12 protein-coding genes and 1 tRNA gene are annotated in these 13,050 nt (G+C 68.0%); 2 read left to right on the plus strand and 11 right to left on the minus strand.

The window, feature by feature from the left end:
- Positions 1 to 300 (plus strand): maltose acetyltransferase domain-containing protein, encoded by a 300-nt coding sequence (locus P5P27_RS17855; RefSeq protein ID WP_222110846.1) that lies wholly within the window; start codon positions 1 to 3, stop codon positions 298 to 300.
- Between the two features lie 564 nt (positions 301 to 864).
- Here the strand turns inward: P5P27_RS17855 and P5P27_RS17860 are convergent.
- The 10 genes from P5P27_RS17860 to P5P27_RS17905 form a co-directional block, all read right to left on the minus strand.
- Positions 865 to 938: transfer RNA gene (locus P5P27_RS17860), tRNA-Pro, on the minus strand.
- 54 nt (positions 939 to 992) lie between these two features.
- Positions 993 to 2,348, minus strand: a complete 1,356-nt coding sequence (locus tag P5P27_RS17865; RefSeq protein WP_045537282.1) for a DUF2252 domain-containing protein — start codon at positions 2,346 to 2,348, stop codon at positions 993 to 995.
- 18 nt (positions 2,349 to 2,366) lie between these two features.
- Positions 2,367 to 3,833 (minus strand): hypothetical protein, encoded by a 1,467-nt coding sequence (locus tag P5P27_RS17870; RefSeq protein WP_006897379.1) that lies wholly within the window; start codon positions 3,831 to 3,833, stop codon positions 2,367 to 2,369.
- Entirely contained in the window at positions 3,830 to 4,288 is a 459-nt protein-coding gene (locus P5P27_RS17875; protein ID WP_045537280.1) for a hypothetical protein, read from the minus strand. The genes P5P27_RS17870 and P5P27_RS17875 overlap by 4 nt, the downstream gene beginning before the upstream one ends.
- 33 nt (positions 4,289 to 4,321) lie before the next feature.
- Complete coding sequence (locus P5P27_RS17880; protein ID WP_006897381.1) at positions 4,322 to 4,753, minus strand: Ohr family peroxiredoxin; 432 nt, start codon at positions 4,751 to 4,753, stop codon at positions 4,322 to 4,324.
- Positions 4,754 to 4,831: 78 nt separating this feature from the next.
- On the minus strand, positions 4,832 to 5,497 hold the full coding sequence (locus P5P27_RS17885) for a hypothetical protein (RefSeq protein ID WP_006897382.1): 666 nt from the start codon (positions 5,495 to 5,497) through the stop codon (positions 4,832 to 4,834).
- 42 nt (positions 5,498 to 5,539) lie between these two features.
- Positions 5,540 to 6,949, minus strand: a complete 1,410-nt coding sequence (locus P5P27_RS17890) for a hypothetical protein (RefSeq protein ID WP_411815646.1) — start codon at positions 6,947 to 6,949, stop codon at positions 5,540 to 5,542.
- A gap of 60 nt (positions 6,950 to 7,009) precedes the next feature.
- On the minus strand, positions 7,010 to 8,308 hold the full coding sequence (locus tag P5P27_RS17895; protein WP_006897384.1) for a lipase family protein: 1,299 nt from the start codon (positions 8,306 to 8,308) through the stop codon (positions 7,010 to 7,012).
- A gap of 94 nt (positions 8,309 to 8,402) precedes the next feature.
- A complete protein-coding gene (locus P5P27_RS17900; protein ID WP_006897385.1) occupies positions 8,403 to 9,428 on the minus strand; it encodes an aspartate-semialdehyde dehydrogenase in 1,026 nt (341 codons plus the stop codon).
- A 12-nt stretch (positions 9,429 to 9,440) separates the two neighbouring features.
- Positions 9,441 to 10,706: an aspartate kinase gene (locus tag P5P27_RS17905; RefSeq protein WP_039867782.1), complete on the minus strand. Its 1,266-nt coding sequence runs from the start codon at positions 10,704 to 10,706 to the stop codon at positions 9,441 to 9,443.
- 139 nt (positions 10,707 to 10,845) lie between these two features.
- On the opposite strand from P5P27_RS17905, the gene P5P27_RS17910 reads away from it, so the two are divergent.
- Entirely contained in the window at positions 10,846 to 12,033 is a 1,188-nt protein-coding gene (locus P5P27_RS17910; RefSeq protein ID WP_006897387.1) for a hypothetical protein, read from the plus strand.
- Between the two features lie 13 nt (positions 12,034 to 12,046).
- On the opposite strand, the gene P5P27_RS17915 is transcribed toward P5P27_RS17910, so the two are convergent.
- Positions 12,047 to 13,033: an ABC transporter substrate-binding protein gene (locus P5P27_RS17915; RefSeq protein WP_443667724.1), complete on the minus strand. Its 987-nt coding sequence runs from the start codon at positions 13,031 to 13,033 to the stop codon at positions 12,047 to 12,049.
- Positions 13,034 to 13,050: the final 17 nt, after the last annotated feature.

The following is a 13,050-nucleotide window of genomic DNA, read 5'->3' on the forward strand; positions in this document are numbered from 1 at the left end:
ATGACCACCGACCGGGAACGGATGCTGACCGGCGAGTTGTACCGCGACGCCGATCCCGAATTGGTCGGGTTGCGCAAGGCCTGCGCGCGGCTGCTGGACCGATTCAACGCGACCGCCGCCGACGAGGACGGCGTGCGCGACGCACTGCTGCGTGAATTGCTGGGCGGCCTCGGCGAGGGCAGCTGGGTGATGCCGCGTCAGATGGGAGCCGGGAGCGTCGTCACTCGCGATCTCCCCGACCATGTATTCGCCGCGGGCAATCCCGCGCGAGTGATCCGCGAGTTACCGATCGAGGCTTGAGGTCGCGGCGCAGTTCCCCGCGCACGAGACCGGCTATTCGAGGGCGGTCCGTCCGGCTCCCTCCCCTTAGACAGGAGCGGGACGGACCGCGTCATCGCACCCGTCCGGTTCACTACCCTCCCCAGAGCAACCGCCGAACGGGGCGGCGTCCGCTTGCATCAGTTAGCAGCGGACTTTTTCAAGTGAATCAGGCTCACGAGTTCAACACAAGACTGGGTGCGTGAACTGCGACCGGAGTCCTCCTTCTGAACGACTCGGGTGGGTGCCTGTCCCATCGCTGATGAACTGGCTGGGTGCCCGCCGTCAGCCCGAATCCGCCCAGAAGGCGGCCGTAGCACGATCACTGACCGAGAGAACTCCGATGGAACAGTTACGCCGCGGTATCGAGCGTCGGGGTCGGCACGATCTGCTTGAGCAGTAAGCTCGCGGAAGCCTGACCTCTACCGCAAGGCCGGGTCTCAACGACGATCTGACACCTGAGCAGAACGGACACGCACGATACGAGGAAGCCCCCGGCTCGCATCTCTGCAGGCCGGGGGCCTCTACTGCTTCTCAACCAAAGCGTCGGGGTAGCGGGATTCGAACCCACGACCTCTTCGTCCCGAACGAAGCGCGCTACCAAGCTGCGCCATACCCCGTGTATGACCTGCAATAGCGTACAACGAGCTCGGCCGAACTACTAAATCGTCAGGTCAGGACGGGTTTTCGAGGGCACCGGAGCTGACCGACCCGTCGGCGACCGCGGCATCGAGGCGTCCGTGGTCACCGATGTTGATGCGGCTGTACTCCACCGAGAAGTCGGCGATCGCCGCGTCGAAGGCCTTTCCCGCGTCGGCCAGGTATGCCGCGATCTCGTGGCGGGATGCGGTACGCGCGTGCGCCTGCGCCAGCACCTCGCCGCACAGCGCCCCGTAGTACTCCATCCCGGCCGGAAGCAGCGACTCCACGACCACCGACCCCTTGCCGTCGCGCAGCTGGCGCACGTAGAAGTCGGTGTCGACCGTCGCCTCCGCGCCGGCCGCACGGACCCATCCGAGGAAGATGTCGCTCGACGCCTGCAACAGTTGCTGACCGAACACGACACGCTGTCCCTGATTGGTGTACTCGCAGCCCGGCACGAACGGCGCGAGGACCGATTCGGATGCCTCCTTGAATTGAAGAAAGAGCGGATCGGTCCCCCGCGCCCCGCCGAAGAGCGCGATCCAGCACCGGGTGCCGACGCTGCCGACGCCGACGACCTTTCGCGCCGCCTCGATGAAGGAGTACTGCGAGAACAACTCGGCGACGTGCGCGGGCAGGGTGCGCGCGTAGCGTGCGAAGGCCTCACCGAAGTAGTCGTCGAGTTGGACCTTCGACATCGACGGCGCGACCTCGGACGCCGGCACCAGCAGCGGCGGATCGCTCTTGATGTGCGCCCCCGCGAGATCGACGTAGCAGAGCTTCTCGAGCGCCTGCGCGCTGTCCCGGTGCCGCGCCTTCCGGAGCGCCTTCTGCGTCCGCTTCGACGCGGCGGTGTCGAAGCGGTCACCGAGATCGGCGACCACCTCGTCGGCGTCGACCCGCGCATACCAGCATTCGAGGGCGGGCTTGGCCTCGCTGGCGATCATCGTCTTCCGGTACGCCTTGGCCGCGAGGCGCGCCATGCTGCGGCCCGTCGTCTCGTCGAAGCCGTTCGCCTGCGACGCGATGACCATGCTGGCCGCGAGGCGCTTCACGTCCCACTCGAACGGGCCGGGGTGCGTCTCGTCGAAATCGTTGAGGTCGAAGACCATCGCGCGTTCCGGTGAGCGGAACAAGCCGAAGTTGCTCAGATGCGCGTCTCCGCACAACTGGGTCACGATGCCGGTGCTGGGAGTCGCCGCGAGGTCGGAGGCCATCACCGCCGCCGCACCGCGATAAAACGTGAACGGCGTGGCCGACATCCGCTGATGTCGCACCGGGGTCAGTTCCTGCAGCCGCGTACGGTCCTGTTCGAGGATGATCTCGAGCGAGTCCCTGCGGGTCGCGGCCTCCGGCACCGCAGCCAGTTGGTCGACGGGCAAAGCCATTGGCCGGTTCCCTTCTCTCTATTGATAGGAGACGAACCAGGGAACGGGGTCGACGTTCATGGTCCGGCGTGGAGAGAACATGGGCTTGTCCTCCGTGTAGAAATTCTTCCACCCGAGCCACGTCCGGGGAGGCAGGCCCGCGACAATCCGGTTCCACGTCTGCATCTTGACGTTCGGCACACCGTGGCCGTCGGCGTGAACGAGGAACGCGAGTTCGGTGCGCGAGGTGTCGATCTTCGATCTGTCACCCAGCATGTCGGCGTCGAACTGGTGCAGGACAAAGGCCTTCTGCGGCAGATTCCGACTCTTGACCAGGTCGGCGAGCCAGGTCGAGACCCGGTTCACCTCCGCGGGCGAGACGGACCCGATCTGCTGCAGGTGGACTTGATTCGGCTTCAGCCGCCACTCCGGGTCGAGGGCCAGGCCGACGTGCGGCTGCAGCAGCAGTTCCCGATACATCTTGGCCTGGTCGAGAAAGTCCATCCGGCCCGGTTGCAGGTCGAGGGTGACGTAGACGCCGGCCTTGCGCGCGGCGTCGACCCACGGCCGCACCGCCGCCACGTCGAGCGCCGAGGTGTAGTTGCCGCCCGGGCCGGGATCGGCGGACGCGACGGTCACGATGATCTCGAAGCCCGGGACCACCGGGACGGGCGAGAGGCGGTCGTACTGCGCTGCGACGGCTTTGGCGCGCCGGATGGACGCACTGATGCTCTGCCTGCCCAGAGGCCCCAGTTCGGGCGCACCGGGCGATCCGTAGAGCGCGACGACGCGGCGCCCCGGGAACATCAACTGTCCGCCGCCGGGGAGTTCCGGGAGGCTCCGCGCGAGTTCGACGCGGCGCGCCAGGAGCCGGGGGTCGCCGAATCCCGATCCCACCGCGAGGATCGGCGCCCCGGGCCGCGCCTTGACGAGGTTCACTGCGCGCCCGGAGCTTCTCGGATCGGGCGACGGCACGGCCGCGACCTCCGCGTGTGCCGCCTCGGCGGTCGCGATCGCGTCGTCGCCGGCCGCCGAAAGCAGCACCACGGTGCCCTCACCGCGCGTCGCGGCACCGCCGGCGAGCAACCGGACGTCGTCGGTGACCGGAACCGGCAGTGCCGGGACGCGGCCGACCCGGACCGCGCGCTCGACACCGAGTCGCTCCAATTCCGCTGCGACAGTGCGGGAATTCGTGTCATCGACCGCGAAGACCGGCACGCCATTGACGCGCGCGGCCTCCGCCGCGGCGCGGCGCTCCGACTCTCGTGCCGTCGGAGCGACCACGACCGCGGTCGGCGACGAGGCGAACAGTTCGCGACTCACGAGGACGGATCCGGGCGCACCGGCGTCGTCGACGACGCGGATCGACCCTCTCGCAAACGCCACGGCCGCGGGGTCTCCGACCACGGGAATCGCCGATGCCGTCACCAGTGCGGCGACCGCCAGCGTGACGACTGTGATGTAGAACAGACGAGCGCGGCCCGTGGTGGTGCGAGCCGGCGTCATTCCTCGTCGGACTCGTACGAGTCCGCGAAGGACACCCGCGGGGTGGTCAGCGCCGAGTATCCCGCCACAGCGGCGTACACCACCGCGGCGAGGGTGAATCCGATGGCGAAGACGATCGCGGCGGCCCAGGCCACGACGCCCACAGCACTGTCGATCCCATCCAGGAGCAGCACCGCGGACGCCGCGAGGACGCCCCCGAGCAGGGCCCAGACGGCCGATCGAATGCGCGGACCGATCGCTCGGCTGAAGAACAGCCGCTCGTAAACCGCTGTCTCGAACTCTTCTACCGCGGCGAGCCGGACGGCGTCGGTGCCCGCCAGCTCGCGCAGCGACGCGGCGAGTTCGGCGTCGCGTTTGAGTACCGCGGTCTCATTCTGCCGGTATCGCACGAATGCGATGGTCGCGATGGTGGCCGCCAGCACTGCGGCGGCGGCGACGATAGCCCAGTTGTTCACGAGAGTTCACCGTACCGGGCCCCGTGCCGCGAATCACACGCGCGATGTGACAGTGCTCGCGATATTGCCGCGCGTGGCCTTCGAGTACGGGCAGAAGGCGTGCGCGGCCTGTGCCAGTTCGGCGGCCTCGGCGGTGTCGAGCCCGGGCAGATACACCTCGATGTCGGCGGTGAGTCCGAAGCCGCCGTCGGCGTCGTCGCTGCCGATGCCGATGTTCACCTTCACCGACGTGGCGTCGGTGAGAGTGGCGCCCTTGCTCTTGGCGACGTGCCGGAGCGCACCCATGAAGCACGCCGCATAGCCCGCGGAGAACAGCTCCTCGGGATTGCTGCCCTCGCCGTTGCCGCCCATCTCGACGGGCGGAGCGAGCACCAGGTCGATCCGGCCCGACTCGGAGACCACCTCGCTGTCGCGGCCGCCGCCGGTCGAGGTCGACGAGACGTGGTACACGGGGGTGACGGTCATTGCGTTCTCCTTAGTTCGGTCAACTCGAAACGGGAACGGTTCCAGGCGCATGGCCGAACCGGACCCGCTGTCCCCAAGCTACCCGCCGGAGGCGCGCCGGAAGGGTTTCATGGCCATCGACTTCGGCAGCCACTCGTTGATCGGCCTGCGCAGGGTGATGAGCGCGGAGAGGACGAGCACCCCGCATTGCACCCACGCGAGCACTCGCAGCGACGCCGAGACCTCCGGATAGTGGAACAGCAGATCCGCACCGACGACGGTGAACAGGACCGTCACGGTGATCACCGAGAGATAGATGCTGCGCAGATTGCGGCTGTGCGCCCGCGCGGTACCGACAAGCAGCGGATATCCCAGTGCCGTGAACAGCGGGATGCCCACGAGCAGCGCGGGCGTCCAGAACGACGCCATCGAGGCCGCCTTCTCTCCCGGATCCACCCCCGGGACGTTCTGCAGACCTGGCTGCAGACGCTCGGCCATCAACCCCTCGAGCCAGGAGAGATTGGCGAATCCGTACACGACCCACGCCAGGCACGCCACCGCGGCGATCGCCCAGACCACGCGCGCGTCACGGACGAGCGCGACCGGCGGCGGGCCGGGGTCGACGGGACGCGCCGGATACCTGCCGCTGAGATCGCTGTCCTTCGACCGCCGCGCGATCTCGGCGAGGTCCTCGGCGTCGAGTTCGGCCTGCGTCGGAATCCGATCGCGGTCGGCGTCGTCGTCGAACGGTCCGGGAGTGGTCATGTCATTGATGATGGCACGACGCGCACGCCGGTCCGGTGGGCACTAGCCGGAGATCTTCAGCATCCGGGTCACGGTGCCCTGCCAGAGTGTTCCGCCCGGCGCGATCATGCCGGTGAGCTGCATCGGCTCGTCGATCGGCGCGGTCCCCACGCGCCGCGTCGCCACCCGTCGACCGGTCTGGAAGTCGACAGCGACGTAGTCGACCGGTCCCGACTGCTGCGGTCCCGGCACGTACGGGCCGTAGGCGAGACCGTGAATCAGACCGTCCGCCCGGGACAGCCGCGGCAGCGTGGCCATTCGGTCGGTGGTGTTCTCCCATACTCTCGTGCACGCCCCGTCGCGGACGTCGATGCGCGTCATACCGCCGCGGAAGGGAGCGAACGCCGGATCGCTCGGCCCACCGCTCACCGCCATCGGCGGGTACTGGAATCCGTACGTGCTGGGGATCACCAGGCTGTCGCCCCACGCCATCGGGGAGTTCTCGGTCCCCTGGTTCGGTGATGCGAAGGCCCGCGTCCGGCATACCTGCGAACCGTCGTCGGAGCGGTAGACGATCAGGTTCGGCACCGCGGCGTTGTCGACGATCGCGACCCAGCCGTCGCCGCCGGGACCGAAGTAGGTCGGCGTGGTGCCCGATCCCCAGGTCAGCTGTCCCGGCCGGCGGGCGGCACCGCGATCGTAGGCGCGCCGCCACACCGTCCGCGGCACGCCGTCGGCGTCCGCGCGCATCTCGTAGAGTGCCTGCGTGGTCAGCACCGACGCACCGGAGCGACGGACGGTGAGCCCGTTGCCCAGTTCTTCGCCCTTCGGCAGGCGCGTGGCCCCGACCCGGCCGTCGGGCAGCACGGTGCCGATGACGCCCTCGGTGGTCGCGAACCAGGTGCGCCCCTGATAGTCGGGGGCCAACCCGGTCACGCCGTCGCCGCCGAGGTATTTCGACACGTCGGTGCTCTCGTCGACGCGCAGCGCCCAGCCGGACCGCGTCCGGTGGTGACCGACCCGCAGGATCTTGCCCGAGCCGTCGGCCACCACCACCCGGTTCCGGTCGTCGAGGAACCCGTACACCCCGCCGAGGAGCTTGCCCTTGGTCAGCGGCAGCCGCGCGACGACCTGGGCGGTCCGCGGATCGAACATGGTCACCACCGGGGTGGCGAACTGCGGCGGGGTACCCGCGACGTAGGCCGTGCACAACGAGACCGGGAAGCCGTCCGAGCCCACGAAAGTCGCGGCGCACACACCGCCGGGAACGCTCGACGCCGCGACATGCCCGGTCTTGCCCGGCCCGCGCAGGACGGTGCTGTCGGTCGATTCGGGATCACCGTGCATCAGCGAAGTGGAGGCCGGGCCGACGCCGGGAACGGCCGGGCTCGCCACGGCAGTCGTCGTCGACACCGTGACGAGCCCGATGACCGCCGCCGACAGGGCGATCAGGAAGCGCTTCATGTCAGTCATGACCAGTAGTCGATCACATGATCGCCGATCACGGGCGACCACTTGCACACGACCGACTGGTCAGCTGTTCAACTCACTGAGGATGAAACTCGTCGCCGGCAGCATCTTGGCCAGCATCGGCAGTGCGTGATTCACGACCAGCCCGGGGAAGATCGGCGGCGTGAAATCGTTGTCGAGCCGCACGTCCGCCCCCTGGGCCTTCCAGTCGCGGTACAGCTGCACCACCTGTCCGTGCGGGATGACGTCGTCACTGACCCCGGTGGAGATCAGCACCGGTGCGTTCGGCTTGAGGCGGCCGATCCGCTGGTCGTCGAGCATCTTCTGGACGCGGGGGTACTTCTTGATGACCGCGCTCAGCGACTTCCCGTTGCGAGTCCACTGGTCGGTGCGCTGGAATCCGTGCGTGAGACCGGTGTCGGCGATGCATTGCGTCGCGACGTCTTTCAGGGCGCGGCGCCCGGTCGCGCTGGTCTCCTTCTTCAGGATCGGGTCGAGCGCCGGATACCGCGCCACGAGTCCGTTGATGGCGTAGCCGATCGCGCCCGAGATGAAGGTGCCGTCGATCTGGCCGATCACCTTGGACAGATCCGCGGGAGGCGCACCGGCGTAGGTGGCCTTCACGTTGAGGTCGGAGGCGTAGGTGGACGCCAGCTCGGCTGCCGACGCGGTCGCACCGCCGCCCTGGGAGTAGCCGGAGAAGGCGACAGGAGCGTCCTTGGGTGCCTTGGCCACCTTGAGTGCGGCGCGGGCGGCGTCGAGCACGGCCCGACCGGACTCGAGACGGTTCACGTACGTGTGGATGCCGGGCGTGCCCATGCCGACGTAGTCGGTGAGCACCACCCGCACGCCGTTGAGCAGGAAGAGGTTCATCTCGAGCCCGGAGTAGTTGACGCCGAGACTCGGCTTGGTCGGGTCGATGGACATCGGCAGCGAGAGCATCTTCGACCCCGCGCACTGGTCGCCTTGTCCGACGGTGCCGGGCGCCAAGACGACGGTGGGCCGCGGCCCCCTGCCGTGCCACGGCGCGGTCGGCTCGACCACTGCGCCGGTGACGGCCGTCGGCTTCCCGTCCTGCCGCGTGGTCGTGTACATGATGCGGGTCGCGGTCCCCGGCCATTGGTTGCGAACGCCCGGGATCTGCAGCAGGAGCTGCGTGGGCTGGGTGCGAACCACCGATCCCGGGGCCTCCGACAACCGAGCGGGAGGGCGATAGAAGTCGCCGACGGCACCCGCGTCGCCGGTGCCGGCGACGAGCCCGGAGGCCGCGACCGCACCGACGACGGCGATCGAACCGGTGCGCCTGACGACGCTGGAAACGGATGAACTTCTGGACGAGACGAATCCCCGAATTTTTCTCACGGGAGTAATCTACGCCATAAGTTACCGCTTGGTAAGTCCCGATTTCGACGTTCGCCGCCGACGAGCGAACCCGCCCGCCGCCAGGCGCGCGTCGTCAGACCAGCAGTTCGGCGATCTGGATCGTGTTGAGCGCGGCACCCTTTCGCAGGTTGTCTCCGGAGACGAAGAGCGCGAGGCCACGCCCCTCCGGAGCGCCCGGATCCTGACGGATACGCCCGACGAGAGAGACGTCGCCGCCGGCCGCGTCGAGCGGGTTGGGCACGTCCGCGAGCCGGACCCCGGGCGCGCCGTCGAGGATCTCGCGTGCCTGCTCGGGGGTCACCGCTTCATCGAACTCGGCGTTGATCGACAGCGAATGGCCGGTGAAGACCGGGACGCGGACGCAGGTTCCGCTGACCAACAGCTCGGGGATGCCGAGGATGCGTCGCGACTCGTTGCGCAGCTTCTGGTCCTCGTCGGTCTCACCGCTGCCGTCGTCGACGAGGTTGCCCGCGAGCGGCACCACGTTGAACGCGATCGGCGCGACGTAATTGATCTTCTCGCCGAGATCGACGGCGTGCCCGTCGTAGACGAGCTGCTCGGCGCCGTCGACGCCGGCGCGCACCTGCCCCGCGAGTTCCTGCACGCCCGACAGCCCGCTGCCCGAGACCGCCTGATAGCTGGAGACGATCAGCCGGCGCAACCCCTTGGCGTCGTGCAGTGGCTTGAGCACCGGCATCGCAGCCATCGTGGTGCAGTTGGGGTTCGCGATGATGCCCTTGGGCGGGTTCTTCGCGAGCTCACCGTTCACCTCCGACACGATCAGCGGCACATCGGGATCCTTGCGCCAGGCCGACGAGTTGTCGATCACCGTTACTCCGGCGGCGGCGAACCGCGGCGCCTGCACCTTCGACATGGTTCCGCCCGCGGAGAACAGAGCGATGTCGAGCCCCGCCGGATCTGCGGTCGTCGCGTCCTCGACCACCACTTCACCGCCGCGCCACGGCAGCTTCTTGCCCGCCGACCGCGGCGACGCGAAGAACCGCACCTCGTCGGCCGGGAAGTTCCGGTCTTCGAGGATCTGACGCATGACGCCGCCGACCTGGCCGGTGGCGCCGACTACTCCGAGTCGAATACCCATCTGAGCGTCCTCCTATCGTCCGGTGCCGCCGTAGACCACGGCGTCCTCGTCGGCGCCGAGACCGAAGGCCTCGTGCAGAACGCGGACCGCCGGATCCAGATCGGATTCACGGACGAGGACCGAGATCCGGATCTCGGAGGTGGAGATCAGTTCGATGTTGATGCCCGCGTCGCTGAGCGACTCGCAGAAGGTCGCGGTGACCCCCGGATGACTCTTCATTCCCGCACCGACCAGCGACACCTTGCCGATGTTGTCGTCGAGCACCACCTCGCGGAAGCCGATCTCCGACTTGAGCTTGCCCAGTTCGGCCACGGCGACCTCGCCGAGCTCCTTCGGCAGCGTGAAGGTGATGTCGGTCTTCCCGGTCTCCACCGCCGACACGCCCTGCAGGACCATGTCGATGTTGATCTCGGCGTCGGCGACGGCGCGGAACACCTTCGCCGCGTAACCGGGCTTGTCTTCGATGCCGACCACGGTGACCTGAGCTTCGCTGCGGTCGTGGGCGACGCCGGTGAGGATTGCTTCTTCCACGGGGATGTCCTCCATCGAGCCGGACACAACGGTGCCGGGCTTAGTCGAGTACGACGAGCGCACATGAACTGGAACGTTGTATCGGCGGGCGTATTCCACGCAACGCAGCATCAGCACCTTCGCGCCACATGCGGCCATCTCGAGCATCTCCTCGAAAGAGATGTGATCGAGGTGCTTGGCATTGCTGACGATGCGCGGGTCGGCCGTGTAGATGCCGTCGACGTCGGTGTAGATCTCGCAGACGTCGGCCTCGAGAGCGGCGGCGAGGGCGACGGCGGTGGTGTCCGATCCGCCGCGGCCCAGCGTGGTCACATCCTTGGTGTCCTGCGAGACGCCCTGGAAACCGGCGACGAGGACGATCTTCCCCTCGTCGAGCGCACTGCGGACCCGGCCCGGAGTCACGTCGATGATCTTGGCCTTGCCGTGGCTGCTCGTGGTGATCACGCCGGCCTGCGAGCCGGTGAACGACTGCGCGTTCTCCCCGAGGCCCTCGATCGCCATGGCGAGCAGCGCATTGGAGATGCGCTCGCCGGACGTGAGCAGCATGTCCATCTCACGGTCGGGGGGATTCGGGTTCACCTGTTCTGCCAGATCGAGCAGTTCGTCGGTGGTGTCACCCATCGCAGAGGCGACGACGACCACGTCGTTCCCTGCGCGCTTGGTCTCGACGATGCGCTCGGCGACCCGGCGAATGCGCTCGGCATCCGACACCGAGGATCCGCCATACTTCTGGACGACCAGTGCCACGTCGTGCAACCTTCCTTATCTGTACAGCTGTCTCGTCTACATGAGCTTCTGCAGCTTCTGCGGGAATCGCGCGGGGTTCACCTTACCCGCCGGACCTGGCGCGGCACATTTCGCGGAGGCCACCGTAGGATCACCTCCGATGACTACCGTGCGCCCGATGTCCACCATGCGACGCTTCGGCATCACCCACGAGTTCGCCCTTCGATGCGTCGGGGTGTACCTGACGATTCGCGTCGTCGGCATCGTGATCCTCACCGTCTTCGCCGGACTCCACCACACCGGTCTCACCGCGCTGCTGTCCATGTGGGACGGCGAGTGGATGCTCGGCATCGCCCAGCACGGCTACGGCGGAATCCCCCTGTGGTTCACCGACGGAAACGGCGTCCACACGGAGTTCACCGCGTACGCATTCTTCCCCGGTTATCCGATGACGGTGCGGACCGTCGCCCTGGTCCCCGGCCTGTCGCCGTTCGCCGCGGCCATGATCGTCAACGTGGTCGCGGGATGCCTCGCCGCGGTGGCGGTGGGTCGTATCGGAGTGATCTGCTCCGGGCGGATCCGTTCCTCGGTTCGGTCGACGCCCGACCAGGCCTCGACGGCCGGACTGGTCCTGGTGGGCCTCTTCGCCGCCACGCCCATGTCGGTGGTGCTGAACATGGCCTACACCGAGGCGGTGTTCTGCGCACTCGCGGGCTGGGCGCTCGTCGGAGTCCTGGAGCGGCAGTGGCTGCTCGCCGGACTCTGCGCCCTCGGTGCCGGACTCGTCCGGCCGACCGGCGTCGCGGTGATCGCCGCCGTGATGCTCGCAGCGATCGTGGCCCGGCGCGACGGCCCTCGTGCGTGGGCCGCCGTGATTCTCGCGCCGCTCGGTTACCTCGGCTACCTGGCAGTGGTGTGGGCGCAGACCGGCTCGGCGACGGGCTGGTTTCAGATCCAGACGACGGGGTGGAACACCACATTCGACGGCGGCGCGGCCACCTGGCGATTCCTCACCCAGACGCTCGGCAGCGGATCGGACTTCTCAGCGATCGCAACGGCCCTGTTGATCATCTCGGTGCTCGTGTTGTTCGGTTGGTCGGTCGCCGACCGCGTGCCGTGGCCGGTGCTCGTCTACGCGGCGGCCGTGCTGGCGTCGATCCTGCTGTCGGACGGCCTGATGATGAGCCGTGCGCGACTGCTCCTGCCCGCGTTCGTCCTGCTGATCCCGGTGGCCGTGCGGATCGCACGACGGCCGCGGACCGAGATCATCGCCTTCCTCGCCGTCGCCGCCCTGTTCTCCGGCTGGTTCGGTGCCCGCATGCTCACGGTCTTCCAGTACGCCATCTGACGACGGCGCGCGGCTATCCCTTGATCTGAAGCCACGCCTTCGACCAACCGTCGTAGCCGACGCACTCGACGTTCTTGCGACCGTCGACGCAGTCGCGCATCGGCGTGGTCCAGTACCAGATGTGCGAGGCGTACTCGGGGTCCGCGGAGTGGTACACCGCGCAGTGCGTCCGGTCCCGCATCAGTTCGCACGCCTTCGCGTTCGCGGGTGACTCGCCGAAGTACTCCGCGACGCGCGCGTTGACCCGCGCGCTCACGATGTAGTCGACCCAGCGGTACGCGCAGTTCGGATGCTCGGCCCGGGAACTGATCATCCACGAGTCCGACCACCCCGTCGATCCCTCATCGGGCAGCACCGTCGCCACCGGAGCACCGCCGTCGCGGGCGAGGTTGGCCGCCATCTGCCACGTGGAACCGAGCACGCTCCAGCCCGCGCTGAACGCCTGCACCTCGCGGACGATGTCGTTCCAGTACTCGCCGACCGCTCTGCGCTGCTCCTCGAGCAGCGCGACGGCCGCGTCGAACTGCCTCCGGTCGAGCGCGTAGGGATTCGTGATGCCGAGATCGGGCCGGTGCCGCATCAGATACAGCGCGGCGTCGGCGATGTAGATCGGCGAATCGTAAGCTGTCACCCGGCCCGCATAGCGCGGCGCGTCCTCGAACACGGCCCGCCAGGACGTGGGCGCGGGTCGCACGACGTCTGTGCGATACATCAGGAGATTGGCACCCCAGCCGTGCGGCACACCGTAGGTGATCCCGTTCTTCGCATTCCACGGCTTGCCCTTCAAGAAGGGATAGATGTCGGAGTACGAGGGGACCAGCGCGGTGTTGATCGGCTGTACGTCACCGGCGTCGATCAACCGCAGCGACGCGTCGCCCGATGCCGAGACCACGTCGAACTGACCGGTCCGCATCAAGGACACCGCTTCGTCGGAGGTGCCGAAGGTCTTGACCTCCACCTGGCAGCCGGTCAGGTCCCGGAACGGCTGCACCCAGTTCACGGACCGGTTGTTGCTCC

The organism is Gordonia sihwensis, assembly GCF_029632925.1.
Classification (GTDB): Bacteria; Actinomycetota; Actinomycetes; order Mycobacteriales; family Mycobacteriaceae; genus Gordonia; species Gordonia sihwensis.